This is a genomic window from Saccharothrix sp. NPDC042600 (genome assembly GCF_040647305.1).
GTDB classification, from domain to species: Bacteria; Actinomycetota; Actinomycetes; order Mycobacteriales; family Pseudonocardiaceae; genus Actinosynnema; species Actinosynnema mutabilis.
In genome coordinates this window covers 108860-123764 of sequence record NZ_JBEZBW010000012.1, presented here as the reverse complement: position 1 = coordinate 123764, position 14905 = coordinate 108860, and the positions used below count along the sequence as shown (strand labels likewise).

The 14905-nt window shown below is 74.6% G+C and carries 14 protein-coding genes; 9 read left to right on the top strand and 5 right to left on the bottom strand.

The window, feature by feature from the left end; all coding sequences use genetic code 11:
- The first annotated feature begins 23 nt into the window (after positions 1 to 23).
- The 8 genes from AB0A74_RS11695 (at position 24) to AB0A74_RS11660 (ending at position 11160) form a co-directional block, all read left to right on the top strand.
- Positions 24 to 866, top strand: a complete 843-nt coding sequence (locus AB0A74_RS11695; RefSeq protein WP_358248771.1) for an alpha/beta hydrolase — start codon at positions 24 to 26, stop codon at positions 864 to 866.
- Positions 854 to 1717, top strand: coding sequence for a patatin-like phospholipase family protein (locus AB0A74_RS11690; protein WP_358248770.1), 864 nt, complete (start codon positions 854 to 856; stop codon positions 1715 to 1717). The genes AB0A74_RS11695 and AB0A74_RS11690 overlap by 13 nt, the downstream gene beginning before the upstream one ends.
- A gap of 61 nt (positions 1718 to 1778) precedes the next feature.
- Positions 1779 to 5141 carry a S8 family serine peptidase gene (locus tag AB0A74_RS11685; RefSeq protein WP_358248769.1) on the top strand — a complete coding sequence of 1121 codons (3363 nt, stop codon included), beginning with the start codon at positions 1779 to 1781 and terminating at the stop codon, positions 5139 to 5141.
- A gap of 235 nt (positions 5142 to 5376) precedes the next feature.
- On the top strand, positions 5377 to 6156 hold the full coding sequence (locus AB0A74_RS11680) for an alpha/beta fold hydrolase (protein WP_358248768.1): 780 nt from the start codon (positions 5377 to 5379) through the stop codon (positions 6154 to 6156).
- 109 nt (positions 6157 to 6265) lie between these two features.
- Positions 6266 to 8575: a hypothetical protein gene (locus tag AB0A74_RS11675; protein WP_358248767.1), complete on the top strand. Its 2310-nt coding sequence runs from the start codon at positions 6266 to 6268 to the stop codon at positions 8573 to 8575.
- Between the two features lie 109 nt (positions 8576 to 8684).
- Positions 8685 to 9620: a hypothetical protein gene (locus AB0A74_RS11670; RefSeq protein WP_358248766.1), complete on the top strand. Its 936-nt coding sequence runs from the start codon at positions 8685 to 8687 to the stop codon at positions 9618 to 9620.
- Positions 9621 to 9724: 104 nt separating this feature from the next.
- Entirely contained in the window at positions 9725 to 10306 is a 582-nt protein-coding gene (locus AB0A74_RS11665; RefSeq protein ID WP_358248765.1) for a hypothetical protein, read from the top strand.
- Positions 10307 to 10404: 98 nt separating this feature from the next.
- On the top strand, positions 10405 to 11160 hold the full coding sequence (locus AB0A74_RS11660) for an enoyl-CoA hydratase-related protein (protein WP_358248764.1): 756 nt from the start codon (positions 10405 to 10407) through the stop codon (positions 11158 to 11160).
- Between the two features lie 77 nt (positions 11161 to 11237).
- On the opposite strand, the gene AB0A74_RS11655 is transcribed toward AB0A74_RS11660, so the two are convergent.
- The 4 genes from AB0A74_RS11655 to AB0A74_RS11640 form a co-directional block, all read right to left on the bottom strand.
- Positions 11238 to 11519, bottom strand: a complete 282-nt coding sequence (locus tag AB0A74_RS11655; RefSeq protein WP_343931460.1) for a DUF4235 domain-containing protein — start codon at positions 11517 to 11519, stop codon at positions 11238 to 11240.
- The gene (locus AB0A74_RS11650) at positions 11516 to 11992 is read right to left on the bottom strand and encodes a DUF3618 domain-containing protein (protein ID WP_358248763.1); all 477 of its coding nucleotides are present in this window, start codon (positions 11990 to 11992) and stop codon (positions 11516 to 11518) included. The genes AB0A74_RS11655 and AB0A74_RS11650 overlap by 4 nt, the downstream gene beginning before the upstream one ends.
- Complete coding sequence (locus AB0A74_RS11645) at positions 11989 to 12393, bottom strand: phage holin family protein (RefSeq protein WP_358248762.1); 405 nt, start codon at positions 12391 to 12393, stop codon at positions 11989 to 11991. Before AB0A74_RS11645 ends, AB0A74_RS11650 begins: the two co-directional genes overlap by 4 nt.
- A 62-nt stretch (positions 12394 to 12455) precedes the next feature.
- On the bottom strand, positions 12456 to 13262 hold the full coding sequence (locus AB0A74_RS11640) for an alpha/beta hydrolase (RefSeq protein WP_358248761.1): 807 nt from the start codon (positions 13260 to 13262) through the stop codon (positions 12456 to 12458).
- Positions 13263 to 13331: 69 nt separating this feature from the next.
- Between AB0A74_RS11640 and AB0A74_RS11635 the strand changes: the two genes are divergently transcribed.
- The gene (locus AB0A74_RS11635; protein WP_358248760.1) at positions 13332 to 14315 is read left to right on the top strand and encodes a sigma-70 family RNA polymerase sigma factor; all 984 of its coding nucleotides are present in this window, start codon (positions 13332 to 13334) and stop codon (positions 14313 to 14315) included.
- 198 nt (positions 14316 to 14513) lie between these two features.
- On the opposite strand, the gene trxA is transcribed toward AB0A74_RS11635, so the two are convergent.
- Positions 14514 to 14876: a thioredoxin gene (gene trxA / locus AB0A74_RS11630; protein WP_343931465.1), complete on the bottom strand. Its 363-nt coding sequence runs from the start codon at positions 14874 to 14876 to the stop codon at positions 14514 to 14516.
- Positions 14877 to 14905: the final 29 nt, after the last annotated feature.

The following is a 14905-nucleotide window of genomic DNA, read 5'->3' as shown; positions in this document are numbered from 1 at the left end:
GGCGGATTCGTAGCGTTCCCCGCATGAAAACGGGGGATTTCCGCAGTTCGCAGGCTCGTGACCGGTACCTGGCCGCCTACCGCGGGGCGTGGGAGGCGTGCCCCGAGCCCGACGCCGAGCTGGACGTGCCGACCTCGTACGGCACCACCCGGGTCTACCGGTTCGGGGCGACGGGCGCGCCGCTGGTGCTGCTGCCCGGGTTGTCGGCCACGGCCGCCGGGTGGGGCGAGGACCTCAAGCGGTACCTGGGCGACCGGACCGTGTTCACGGTGGACACGCTGGGCGAAGCCGGGTTGAGCGTGCAGACCGCGCCCGTCCGGGACGCCCGCGACCGGGGCCGGTGGCTGGGGGAGGTGGTCGCCGGGCTCGGGGTGGGGCGGGCGCACCTGGTCGGGGCCTCGACCGGCGGGTGGCACGTGTGCGCGGCGGCGATCCACGCGCCCGAGCGGGTCGCGTCGGTGAGCCTGGTGGACCCGACCGCCGTGTCCGTCGGCTTCTCCTTCGGCGTGGTGTGGCGCGGGGCCGTGGCGGTGCTGGCGCGGCGCGACCGGGCGTGGGCGTGGTTCCTGCGCTGGGCGGGCGGGTTGAGCGTGGACCGGCCGGACGTGCGGCTGGTGCTCGCGGGCGTCCGCGAGTTCCGGGCGCACCTGCCGCCGCAGGTCCCGTTCGGCGACGACCTGCGCCGCGTCACCGCCCCGACGTTCGCGGTCTTCGGCGGCCGCAGCGTCGTGCACGACGGGGCGGAGGCCGCGCGGCGGCTGCGGGCGGCGCTCCCGCACGCCGAGGTCGAGCTGTGGCCCGAGGCCGACCACCGGCTGGACGCCGCCGAGCGCGTCCTGGAGTTCGTGCGACGATGCGGTGCGTGATCGAACTCCCCGGTCCGGTCGGGTTCGTGCTGGGCGGCGGCGGCAGTCTCGGCGCGGGCCAGGTCGGCATGCTGCGCGCCCTCGCCGAGCACGGCGTCACGCCCGACCTGGTCGTCGGCACGTCCGTCGGCTCGGTGAACGGCGCGCTGGTCGCCCTGGACCCGGACCACGCCGCCACCAGGCTGGCCGAGATCTGGCACCACATGACCCGCGCCCGCGTCTTCCCCGGCGGCCTGCTCGCCCAGGCGCGGACCTTGCGCCAGCACAAGACGCACCTGTTCCCCAACACGGGTCTGGCGCAGGTGCTGGAGTTCGGGCTCGGCGGGGTCGCGGACTTCGCCGAGCTGACCCTGCCCTTCGGCGCGGTGGCGGTGGACTGCGTGACCGGCACGGCGTTGACCCTCACCGAGGGCGACCTGGTGTCGGCGGTGCTGGCCAGCGCCGCGATCCCGGGCATCTACCCGGCGGTCCACCGCGAGGGCCGCGTGCTCTACGACGGCGGCGTGCTGGCCAACGTCCCCATCCGGCAGGCGCTGGCGATGGGCGCGAAGTCCCTGGTGGTGCTGGACTGCGCGTTCCCCGGCCACCTGCCGGTGGTGCCCGGCACGCTGGCCGAGACGCTGCTGTTCTGGGCCACGCTGGGGATGCGCAACCAGGCCGTGCTGGAGGTGGAGCTGGCGGCGGCGGACGTCCCGGTGCTCTACCTGCCCGGACCGCCCGTGCAACCGGTGACACCGCTGGACTTCGGGCACACGGCGGAACTGGTCGAGGCCTCCTACGCGGCGTCGACGACGTTCCTGGCCGGGGTCCGCGTGGAGGGTCCGGGGCTGTACGGCCACCCGTCGGGCTGAGAACCCGATCCGCGCCGCGAGCGGATAGCCCTCGGGAACACCGTCTCCTTGGGGGTACGTCTTGCGCATCGGGATATTGGGCGTCGTCGTCGGCGTCCTGCTGGGACTGGTCGTGGTGGTGGCGCCCGCGGCCGCCGCCGAACCGCCACCGGCCGCGCCCGTCCGGCACGTCACGCTGATCACCGGCGACCGGGTGGCCGTCGCCGGCCGGGACGTGGTGGCCGTGGAACCCGCGCCGCGCGCGGAACCGTTCGGCTACCACCGCCACGTCGACCGGCACGGGGACCTGCACGTCGTCCCCGACGACGCCGCGCCGCTGGTCGGTGCGGGCCGGCTGGACCGGCGGCTGTTCAACGTCAGCGAGCTGCTGCGGTCCGGGTACGACGACGCGGCGCGCGCCGACGTGCCGCTGGTGGTGTCCGGCCCGGGGCCGGCGGCCGGGGCGACGCTGCCCAAGGACCGCTCGGGACGGGCGTTCCGCGACCTGGTCGGGCCGTCGGCGCGCTCGGGCGGGCGGATCTGGCTGGACGGCCCGGTGCGGGCCCTGCTCGACCGGACCGTGCCCGCGACCGGCGCGCCGCACGCGTGGGCGGCCGGGCTGACCGGGCGGGGCGTCAAGGTCGCCGTCCTGGACACCGGCTACGACCCGACGCACCCGGACCTGGCGGGCCGCGTGGTGGCCGCGCGGGACTTCACCGACAGCGGCGGTCCCGCCGACGACCACGGCCACGGCACCCACGTCGCCGCGACGATCGCCGGGTCGGGCGCCGCGTCGGGCGGGCGGATGCGCGGGGTGGCCCCCGAGGCGTCGCTGCTGGTCGGCAAGGTGCTCGACCGGTCCGGGCGCGGCCGGGAGTCGCAGCTGATCGCCGGCCTGCGGTGGGCGGCCGAGCAGGGCAGCGACGTGGTCAACGTCAGCGCCGGCGGGTACGAGACCGACGGCACGGACCCGTTGTCGCAGGCCGTGGACGAGCTGACCCGGCAGCACGGCACGCTGTTCGTCGTCGCGGCGGGCAACCGGGGGCCGCTGGACCGCAGCGTCACCACGCCCGCCGTGGCGGCGGAGGCGCTGGCGGTGGGCGCGGTGGACGACGCCGGCGCGGTGGCGGCCTTCTCCTCGCGCGGGCCGGTCCTGTTCAGCGGCGCGGCCAAGCCGGACCTCGCCGCGCCCGGCGTGGACGTGGTCGCGGCGCGGGCGGCGGGCACGGCGATGGGCCAGCCGCTGGACGCCCTGCACACCCAGTCCTCCGGCACGTCGATGGCCGCCCCGCACGTCGCCGGCGGCGCGGCGCTGCTGGCCCAGCGGCACCCGGACTGGCCCGCGGGGCAGCTCAAGGCCGCGCTGATGGGCTCGGCGAACCCCACCGCCGACACGCCCGTCACCGCGCAGGGCGCGGGCCGGCTCGACCTCGCCCGCGCCGCCGCCGCGACCGTCACGGCCGACCGCGGCAACGTCGGCTTCGGCGACCTCCCGGCGGGCGCGACCGCCTCCCAGCCGGTCACCTACCGCAACACCGGCCCCGCGCCGGTCGTGCTGCGGCTGCGGACCGACCTCGGCACGGTCACCCCGGACACCCTCGTGGTCCCGGCGCACGGCACGGCCACGGCCTCCGTCTCGGTCCGGGCCGACCAGCCCGGGGCGCGGTCGGGCCGACTGGTGGCCGAGGGCGGCCCGGTGCGGGTGTTGACCGTGCTCTGGGCGCACACGCCCCAACCCGTGCACGACCTGACCGTCCGGGTGGTGGACGAGAGCGGCCCGGTGCCGGCCCGGATCGCGTTGACCAACCTCGACACCGGCGAGCACGGCCTGGCCCCGACCGACCAGGCGATCCCCGTCGACCGCGGGCGCTACGCCCTGGTCGTCGGCGGCATGGCGCAGCGGGGCCGGTTCCTGATCGGACGCCCCGAGGTGTCGGTTCAGGGCGCCATGGAGGTGGTCGTGGACGTCCGCGCCACCCGGCCGCTCACCGTCGAGTTCGACCAGCCGGTGGCGGAACGGGGGACGTGGAGCGTCGGCATGGGCGTCGGGCCGCTGCCGAACCTGCCGTCCGGCGCCACCGCCGTCGCGCACGGCGAGGTGGGCACCCCGATGCACCTGGAGATCGGTCCGGGCGAGGCGCCGCACTTCCGTTACGTGTACGGGGAAGCGCGCTTCGAACGGCCGCTCGCGCTCACCCTCGCCGGGCAGGGGGTCGAGGCCCAGCCGGTGATGGGCGGGCCGTGGCCGGCCGACCCGGACGTGCGGGCGGACGCGGTGCTCGACGCGGACCAGGTGGACGTGCGCGGCAAGGTCGTCGTCCTGTCGGTGCCGGCCGCGGAGTTGTTGCCGCGCTTGGAGTCGCTGGCCCGTGCGGGCGCGGTGATGGCCGTGCACGCGGGCCCGGTGCGGGGCGTCGACATCGAGCGCGCGGCCCTGCCGCTGGCCTTCGCCGACGCGTCGGTGGCGGACCTGGTGCGCGGCGGTCCGGTGCCGGCGACCGCGAAGTGGCTGGCGGCGAGCTCGCGCCAGCACTTCGCGGCGTTCCGGGGCACCCGGTGGCAGGACCACCGGGTGCGCGTGGCCGACATGGCCGAGGTGCGCACGCGGGTGCACGCGGCGGGGGAGCGGCAGGTCGTGTACCCCAGCGCCGGAGCGGTCTGGGACGACAGCGCCCTGACCCTGTACGGCGGCCCGGTCCGCGGCGCGGTGGAACAGCCCGTCCACTACACGGCGGGCCGGTGGGCGTCGGCGCACGACCTCGGCGGCTCCCTCGCGCCGCGGGTGGAGTTGGCCGCGGGCGAGCGCACCACGCACGACGTGCTGCGCGCGGTGCTCGGCCCGGTCCTGCGCGGCGAGTACCTCCAGGTCGACCGGACGGGCGACGCGATGACGATGCGCGTGCCCCTGCTGGCCGACACACGCGGCCAGTGGGTGCGGGTCTACGACCGGAACACCTCCCGGCACACCACCGTGCACCGGGACGGGCACCCGGTGACCGCGACCGACGCGGAGATCGTGGAGTTCGCGGCCGTGCCGGAGCCCGCCCGGTACCGCGTGGAGTCGCGGGTGCGCGGCGGGGGCGCGTTCTCGACGGACGTCCGGGCGGTGTGGGAGTTCCCGTCGCGGCGCGGCGAGGCCCGGTTGCCGTTGCTGGCCGTGCGGTTCACGCCCGAGGTGGACCTGGCGAACCGGGCGGCCGGCGGCGCTCTGCGGGTGCCGTTCGTCGTGCAGCGGGTGGAGGGCGCGCCGCGGTGGCCGTTGTCGGGTGTGACCGCGGAGGTCTCCTACGACGACGGGGTGACGTGGGCGGCGGCTCCGGTCCACGCCGGCCACGTGCTGCTGGACGCGCCGCGCACCGGGTTCGTCTCGTTGCGGGTCAAGGCCCGGGACGTGCGCGGGGCGTCGGTCGAGCAGACCGTCGTGCGGGCCTTCGGCCTGCGCTGACCCGGAGGGGCGCGACCGGCCGCGGTCGCGCCCCCCGGACCGCCCCCGGACCGCCCCCGGACCGCCCCCGGACCGCCCCCGGACCGCCCCCGGACCGCCCCCGGACCGCCCCCGGACCGCCCGTGGAACCGCCCCGACACCGTGTCGAGACGTATCTGGGACTGGTGCGACCGGTTCTTGAGAAACATCATGGAAACCCGGGGAACGCTCGACGGCGAGCGCGGGGGGAGGGGCCATGTCGGCACTACCGGAGATCCCGCCGGAGCACCCGGGCACGCCACCACACCTGCTCTGGTACCTCACCGAACCGACCCGGGCCGTGGTGGACATCGGGCAGTTCGCCGCCACCCGGTCCCTGCTGCGCGCCGCGCCCAGCGGTGACGGGCACGCCGTGCTCGTCCTGCCCGGCCTGGGCGCGACCGACGGGGCCACGGGGATGCTGCGCAAGTTCCTCGCCGGGCTGGGCTACGCCGTCCACGGGTGGGGCCTGGGCCGCAACATCGGCCCGTCGGTCCCCGTCGTCACCGGCATGCGGTCGCTGCTGCGCACCCTCGCCGAGGACGGCCCGGTCAGCCTGGTCGGGTGGAGCCTGGGCGGGATCTTCGCCCGCGAACTGGCCCGCGAGGCGCCCGAGCTGGTGCGCCAGGTGGTCACCCTGGGCAGCCCGTACGCGATGACCGACCTGCGCCAGACCCGGGTCAACCCGGTCTACCAGCTGCTGGCCCGCTTCTACGTGGCCGGCGCGGAACGGCCGCCGCCCGAGCACACCCGCCCGCCGATCCCGGTGCCCGCCACGTCGGTGTACTCCAAGTCCGACGGCATCGTGGCGTGGCGGACGTGCATCGAGGAACCGGGACCGCGCCGGGAGAACGTCGCCGTCACCGGCAGCCACCTCGGCTACGGCTACAACTCGTCCGTGTGGTGGGTGGTCGCCGACCGGTTGGCCCAACCGGTCGGCGACTGGCGGCCGTTCACCCCGCCGCCGGGCATGGCGAGGATGTTCCCGGCCCCCTGAAAACCCGGACAAACGCTTGCCCCTCAAGGGAGGATCCCGGGACCGACCATCCCTGAGGGGGGATATGAGAGCATCCGGCAGACCCCGGCGCGTCGCGCGCGTCGGGTTGGTGACCGCCGCCCTGATCGGCGGCCTCGTGGCGGTGCCCGGCACCGCCGCCGCGGCCCAGGACCCGAACTGGACCTCGCTGCGCCCGTCCCGCTGGCTGACCACCGACGCCCGCACCCCGTTCCGCGCCATCACCACCGGCGACGCGCGGGTGGGCGCGTGGCGCGACGACAGCGGCCAACCGCACCTCGGCAAGTCCTACTTCACCTTCGACCTGTCCCGGCTGCGCGGCACGGCGGTGTTCACCGCCCGGCTCAGCGCCTACGAGAAATCGGTGAACGACTGCGCCACCCCGCGCGCCCTCGAACTGTGGACCACCCGCCCGCAGGACACCATCACGTGGGCGTTCCAGCCGCGCGAGCTGGTCAAGGCCCCGGACCCGGCGGGCAGCGCGCCGTGCGCGAACCCGTGGCTGGTCTGGGACCTCGACCGGATCGTCCGGGACGCCGTCGCCGAGGGGCGCACGTCGCTGACGCTCGTCGCCCGGATCAACCGCGACCACCAGGGCGACGTCGCGCACGGCCGGTCGCTGGCGACCGACCCGGCGCTGGAGGTCACCTTCAACACCCCGCCCGGCACGCCCACCGACCTCCGGGTGGACCAGCGGCCGTGCGGCGAGCCGATCGTCACGGCGTCGCGGCAGCCGTCCGTGAGCGCCCGCGTGTCCGACCCCGACCCCGGTGGTGTGGACGCGCGGCTGGCGTTCTGGCCGGTTGACGCCCCCGATCAGCGGGTCGAGCAGACCGTGTACGCCGGTGGCGGGCACGCCTTCGGCCACTTCCCGGCGGACATGGTGCGGGACGGCCGGCAGTTCGCCTTCGCCGCGCGCGCCGAGGACGGGCGCGCCAACTCCGAGTGGTCCGCGCCGTGCCTGGTCACGGCCGATTTCACCGCGCCCGCGAACGCCCCCACCGTGACCTCCACGGTGTACCGGGAGGACGCCGGCCCGCCCGGTGACGGCGGCGAGGGCGTCCAGGGCGACTTCACCTTCGGCGCCGGCGGCGACGAGGACGTGGTCGCGTTCGAGTACTCCGGGCACGCCGTGGGTTCCGGCCGCGTGGCCGCCGACCGCCCCGGGGGTTCGGCGACGATCACCACGACCCCGGCCACCGACGGACCGGTGTCGATCGAGGTCTCCGGCGTGGACCGGGCGGGCAACCGCTCCCCGGCGCGCTCCTACCGGTACTGGATCCGCACCACGGCCCCGTTCGTGCAGATGCCGATCTTCCAGCTGGGCGTGCCCGCGGACGTCGTGCTCACCGCGAACCAGACGGGCGCGACGGCGTTCGTCTACACGCTGGACAACGGCCCGGAGCAGACCGTGCCGGTGGGCGCGGACGGCACCGGCCGGGCGACGTTCACCTTCTACGCCGGGCAGAGCGAGCACCCGTTCAAGGTGTGGACCGTGGACGCGTCCGGGTTCAAGTCCGGCGTCACCGACTGGGAGATCGACGTCCCGCAGTACGAGCCGGAGGTGTGGATCTCCGGCCCGTACCCCGTGGTGGTCGGCGACCGGGTCGTGGTGCAGGCGCGGACGTTCCGCACCCGGCCCGGCGGGATCACCGCCTACGTCTTCCAGGTCCGCGACGGGGACGAGGTGACCGTGCCGGTCGGAGCGGACGGCGTGGCCCACTACGAGTACGCGGTGACCGCGCCCGGCTTCCACCTCGCCCGCGCGGCGAGCGTGAACGCCGCCGGCGTCCGGTCGGGCTGGGGCGAGGACTACTTCGACGCCACCGCGCCCGCGCCGACCGTGACCAGCGCCCAGTACCCCGGCGGGGCGGAGACCGGCGGTCCGGGCGTGGCGGGCGCCTTCACGTTCACCTCGGCCGGGGTCCCGGTGGCCGCCTTCCGCTACCGGTTCTCCGGCGGCGGGGAGCAGACCGTCGCGGCGGGGCCGGACGGCACGGCCGCCGTCCGGTGGACGCCGAGGGCGCCGGGGCACGGCGGGGTCCAGGTGGTCGGCGTGTCGGCGGCCGGCTGGACCACGGAGAGCGCGTACCACGGGTTCGTCGTCAAGGCGCTGCCGCCGACGGTGACCAGCCCGCAGTACCCCGACGGCGGCCCGGCGACCGGCCGGGTGGGGGAGCCGGTCGAGTTCGTCGTGACACCGAACCTGCCCGGCTCGCACGAAGTGCTGTGGAGCATCGGGTACGGCGCGGAGCGGGTGGCGCCGGTCGGCGCGGACGGCACGGCGCGGTTCACCCACACGCCGCAGTCCCAGGGACAGTTGGTGGTCGTCGTGTCCAGCCGGACGCCCGACGGCACCGTGTCGGGTCAGGGGTCGCGGATCTTCTACGTGTCCCCGTAACGCTCACCTGATCAACGCCTTGCGTTGGTCGCCGCTTCACCGCAGGGTTCCGCGTGGCCCGTTGGCTCAGCCGACGGGCCACGTCCCTGTCAACGGAAGGTGGAGCACCTTGTCCCCTGCGCGCAAAGCGGCGGCGGCGCTGTTCGCGGCCGTCTCGCTCCCACTGCTGCTCACCGCCCCCGCGTCGGCGGCGACCGACGCCGAACTGGCGTTCCACTGGGCGCCGGTCCACTACCAGGACACCGACTCGTCGGACCACGACGCCGATTACGTGTCCACAGTGGACTTCGACGGCGAGTGGAACACGCTGAACAACTGGGAGTCCCAGGACGACACCCCGTCCCGGCTCACGGGCGCCGCGTACTACTCGGTGGTCGAGACCTCGACGCACTGGTTCATCGTCTACAGCTTCTACCACCCGCGGGACTGGGAGGACGTCCCGGACCCGTTCGGCCAGTACACCCACGAGAACGACATGGAGGGCATGCTCGCGACCGTGCGCAAGGACGGCACGGTGTTCGGCAGGCTCGAAGCCGTGGTGACGGTGGCGCACAGCGACTTCTACTCGTACGTGCCCGCCGGCAGCACGTTCACCTCGGGCCGGGAGAACGTCGACGGCACGCTCCTGCTCCAGAACGGCCGCCCCACCACGCGGCAGGAGGCCAAGGGGCACGGGCTCTACGCGTGGAACGGCGCGGAGTTCCCCGGCGGCGACGGTGTCGTGTACGTGCCGTCGTCGGCGGGCGAGGTGCCGTCGGGCGGCAACGACCGGTCCGTGGGCTACCGCCTGGTCGACACGTTCGCGGCGGGCGGCCTGTGGGCCCGGCGCAACGACTCCACCACCTACGCGGGCTGGGGCACGTTCCGCGGCGACAACGGCAAGGACAACGCCGCGAACACGGCGTGGGGCTGGGACGACGGCAACGACGGCAGCGACCTCCAGCGCGGCGCGCTCGCCAACGACCCCGCCTACCTGGTCTCGGTGTACTTCGCCAACCGGGGCAGCTTCAGCCTGACCTACACCCGCAACGCGTACCGCTCCTAGTCACACGGCTCGGTGGTCGTGGGCGATCTTGCCGTCGCGCGCGGCCACCGAGCTTTACGCTGCGCTGCATGGCCATTTCCACGCCACCTTTACTGGCCCGTGTGGTGACGGAGGTGCTGGCGCCGTGGGTGCTGGTGCTGAGCCTGCCGCTGTTGGTGGCGTGGCACGCGACCGGTGACCCGGTGGCGACGGTGGTGTGGGGGACGGTCGTGGGCGTCTTCGGGTCGGTGATCCCGATGGCCGTGGTGGTGCGGGGCGCGCGGCGCGGCCGGTGGCAGGGCCACCACGTGACCAACCGCGAGGGCCGCCTGGTGCCGCTGTTCACGTGTGCGTTGTCCTTGGGCGCGGGCATCTTCCTGCTGGTCATGGGCGACGCGCCGCACCTGATGCTGGCGTTGTCGGTGTCGATGTTCCTGAGCCTGCTGGTGAGCATCGGGGTGACGTTCCTGTGGCCGGTGCCCGGCGGGCGGGGGTGGAAGATCTCGGTGCACGCGGCCGTGGCGGCGGGGGCGCTGGCCGTGCTGGTGGTGACGTTCGGGTGGTGGACCCTGGTGTTCTCGCCGGCGGTGGCCCTGGTGGCGTGGTCGCGGGTGGCGTTGCGGGACCACACGGTGGCCCAGGTGGTCGGCGGCGTCGCGATGGGGCTCGTGGTGGGCGGACTGACGTTCTGGTGGCTGGCGGGCTGACTCAGCCGGCGGGTTGACTCGACCGCTGGCCGGCGCTCGGCGCTCGGCGTGAGAGCGGTCACGGCGCTGGTTCCCGCCTCCGGCCTTACCCTCCGGTAATGACGCTGAGGTTGGACACGTCCGGGCCGGTCGCGACGCTCACCATCGACCGCCCCGCCAAGCGCAACGCCATGAGCTTCGAGATGTGGTCGGCGCTCCCGGGCCTGGTGGCGGAGGTGGCGGCGGCCCCGGAGGTGCGGGTCCTGGTCGTGCGGGGCGGCGAGCACTTCTCGGCCGGGGCCGACATCAGCGAGTTCTCGACCCTGCGCGCGGGCGCCGAGGGCGCGGCCCGGTACAGCGAGGCCGTGCACAACGGCGAGCGGGCCATCGCGTCGTTGGGCAAGCCGACGATCGCGGCGGTGAACGGGTTCTGCGTGGGCGGCGGGTGCGAGATCGCGCTGGCGTGCGACCTGCGGATCGCGTCGTCGGGCGCGCGGTTCGGCATCACGCCCGCGAAGCTGGGGATCGTCTACAACTTCACGTCCACCAAGCAGCTGGTCGACGTGGTGGGGCCGGCGTGGGCGAAGCAGATCCTGTTCAGCGGCGAACTGATCGACGCGGCGACGGCGCTGCGCATCGGGTTGGTCAACGAGGTCCACGAGGACCTCGACGCCCGCGTGAAGGAGCTGTCGGAGGTCATCGCGTCGCGCGCGCAGGTCAGCGTGCGGGGCGCGAAGCAGATCGTCAACCGGGTCACCGAGGGCCAGGTCGAGGAGGACGCGGCGGTGCGGGCGCTCTACGACGAGGCCGTGCACAGCGCCGAGTACGCGGAGGGCGTGGCGGCGTTCCTGGAAAAGCGCACGCCCAGGTTCTGACCGCGAAGTGACCCGCGTGCCCGGTCGCGGTGCGAGCAGCGCGAACGGGCACGCGGGTCAGCGCTTCGTCGTGCGGCCTACTTGTCCACGTCGCGCGTGTCGCCGGGCCACTCGCCGGTCAGCTTGTCGTAGCCGGTCGCGCCGCCGCGGTCGATGGCCGCCTTGACCAGGCCGAAGATCGCGCCCTGGACGGTGGCCGCCAGCAGCACCTCGCCCCACCCGCGGTCCTTCTGGGTGGCGGTCGGCGCGACCTTGTCGCCGCTGATCAGCTTCCACACCTGGGCGAACAGCCGCGAGGCCGCCAGGCCGCCCAGGACGCTGAACAGCATGCCCAGCGGTCGGTACAGCAGTTTGTTCATGACCTGCCCCTCACCAGCCGCCACAGCACCAGCAGCGCCGCCGCGGCCCCCAGGGCCAGCGCGGCCGGGTGGCGGCGGACCTGCTCGGCGACCGGCTGCGGCAGCGCCTGCACGGCCTTGTCGGTCGCCTGCGACGCCTGCACGGTCACCTTCGACGCCGCCTCCTGCGCCTTCTCCGCGGCCACGGCGGCCACGGTGTTGACGCGTTCGGCGACCGCGGCGGCCTGTTCCTTCACCAGCACGGCGGTGTCCTTGACCTGCGCCGCACCGTGCTGCGCGGTCTCCTTCACCCGGTCCGCGCCGTGCTGTGCGGTGTCCTTCACCAGTTCGACCTTCTCGTGCGCGGACTCCTTGACCCGCGCGGGCACGTCCGCCTTGTGCACCAGCGCTTCGACGGTGTCGCCGAGATCGCCGCGCGTCCGCTCGATGTCGGCGCGCAACTCGGCGGGGTCCTGCGGGTTGTCCTTGCTCATCGGTGCGCCCTCGCCTTCACCTGGGAGATGTCCCGCTTGACGCTTTCGGCGGCCTGCTCCGGGATCGGCGGCGTGCCCCGGTCGATCCGGCGGCGGCCGACCAGCGCGAGCACCCCGGCCACCGCGAACACCAGGGCGGCGACGACGAACGCCGCGCCCCACGCGGGCATGACCAGGGCCAGCACCAGGACCAGCCCGGCGATCAGCGCCATCACACCGAACCAGGCCAGCACGCCGGCCCCGCCGAGGAGCCCCGCGCCGACACCGACGTGCTTCCCCTTGTCCTTCACCTCCGCGACGGCGAGCCTGATCTCGTCCCGGGCCAGCCTGCTGACCTGCTCGGACAGCCGGCTGACCAGCTCGGCGGTGGACGGGTCGCGGTCGCTGGCGACGTGGTTCATGGGCCGTCTCCTCTCATCGGCCCATGACTACCCACATCACCCGTTGTGTACGCACGAGTGGTTCACAACAGCGGGCGCAGGCGCTCCACGAACGGCGCGGGGTCTTCGGCGAACGCGATGTGCCCGCCGGGGAACATCGTCGGCTCGACGCCCAGCGCGGCGGCCAGCGCCCGGGACGTCCGGTCGCACAGCTGGCCCGCCGAGTCCTCCCCGAGCCCGACCAGCACCCGGGTCGGCGACGCGCGCAGCACGTCGAGGTCGGGCTCCCACAGGGTCGTCGGCAGGAGCATCCGGGCGTGCTGGTACCAGGCGTCGGCGGCGGCCTGCGGGTCGTCCTGGGCGGCGGCCATGTGCTCGACCACCTCGTCGGGCAGGTGGATGTTCGCCACCGCGAGGAACTTCTTCCACGCGCCGAGCACGTCGCCCGCCAGGTGGGTGGCCACGATGTCCTCGGTCTTGACCCGCAGCTCCTCGCGGTCGTCCAGGAGCTGGTCCAGCGGCGGCTCGTGCGCGATCACGGTGTGCGCGGCGGCCGGGTGGCGCTGCGCGAGCGCCAGCGCGCTGACCGCCCCGCCGCTGGACCCGAACACCGCCGCCGGGCCGACGCCGACGTGCTCGACGAGCCGGCGCAGGTCGTCGGCGCGCAGCTCGGGGGTGGAGTCGAGGCCCCGGTCGTCCACCGTGCTGCGCAGGATGCCGCGCGGGTCGGTGGTGAGCACGGTGTGGTCGGCGGCGAGCAGGTCGGCCGCCGCCTCGAACGCCCGCGCGTCCATGGGCGCGCCGACCAGCACGACCAGCGGGCCCGCGCCGCGCAGTTCGTAGTGGAGGGTGGCGCCTTCGACGCGGAGCTTGTCAACGACGTGGTTCATGGGTTCCTCCGGTCCGGGAAAGTCCGTTCGGAGGTGGTAGACCGCCGGTGCGGGGCAGAATCGTCGCTCGTGAGCGAAGTTCCTGTTCGCGAGTCCGACGTGGACCTGGCCCGGCGGGGTGACCACGAGGCGTTCACGCGCCTGGTGGAGCCGCTGAAGCGGGAGGTCCACGCCCACTGCTACCGCATGCTGGGGTCCGCCCACGACGCCGACGACGCCGTGCAGGAGGCCCTGCTGCGGGCGTGGCGCGGGTTCGGGCGGTTCGAGGGGCGGTCGTCCGTGCGCAGCTGGCTGTACGCGATCTCCACCAACGCCTGCCTGGACGCCGTCGAGCGCCGGGGCAGGCGCGCGCTGCCGGTGGACCTCGGGCCGGCGAGCACGGTGGTCGAGGACCGGGCGCCGCGCACCGACGTGGCGTGGCTCGGCCCGTACCCGGATGCCCGGTACGAGCAGCGGGAGGCGGTGGAACTGGCGTTCGTCGCGGCGTTGCAGCACCTGCCCGGCAACCAGCGCGCGGCCCTGCTGCTGTTCGAGGTGCTCGGGTTCAGCGTCGCCGAGATCGCCGACGTGATGAAGACGTCCACCACCAGCGTGAACTCGGCCCTGGCCCGAGCGCGGCGGGTCCTGGCCGCCAAGGCCGGCACCCCGGCCGGGCAGCCCGCGTTGAGCAAGCTGGAAGACGCCCGGGTCCGCGCGATCGCCACCGACTACGCCGCCGCCCTGGAACGCGGGGACGCCGACGCCCTGGTGGCGCTGCTGACCGAGGACGTGACGTGGTCCATGCCGCCGCTGCCGGCCTGGTACCGGGGCCGCGACCCGGTCATGGCCTTCGCCCGCGCCACACCGCTCCGGTGCGGGGCGTGGCGACACGTCGTGACCAGCGCGAACACCCACCCGGCGGTGGCCTGCTACCTGCGCCGCGACGGCGAGGAGGTCCACACGGCGTGGTCGATCACCGTCCTGGCCCTGCGCGACGACAAGATCGCCGAGCTGACGTCGTTCATCGGCCCGGAGCACTTCGAGCTGTTCGCCCTGCCCCCGACCCTGCCCTAGCCGCCCCGCACGCCCCGAGCACGACGAACGGCCCCCGACCCCCGGTTTTGTCGGTCCCTCGTGGGACGATCGACACCGGGGGCCGGAGGCCGCGTCAGGCCGCTGCGGCCCGCGTCAAGCTGCTGCGGCCCGGGCCGCGCCGCCGGCCGCGCGTCACACCGCCGACCGCTGGCCGCGGGTCGTGTCAGGCCGCGCTGATCAGGCCTGCTGCTCGGCGACCTGCTTGTGGACCTCTTCCATGTCCACCTTGCGCGCCTGGTCGATGAGGTCCTCCAGCGCGGACTCGGGCAGCGCGCCCGGCTGCGCGTAGAGCACGACGCCGTCGCGCACGATCATCAGGGTCGGGATCGACCGGATCTGGAAGGCCGCCGCCAGCTGCTGCTGGGCCTCGGTGTCCACCTTGCCGAACACGATGTCCTGGTGCTTCTCCGCCGACCGCTCGAACACCGGCGCGAACTGCTTGCACGGGCCGCACCAGTCCGCCCAGAAGTCCACCAGGACCAGGTCGGATCCGCCGACCACCTCGTCGAAGTTCTCCGTGGTCAGCTCCACCGTCGCCATGGGTGCTCCTCGCCTCGACTGGGGTTTCG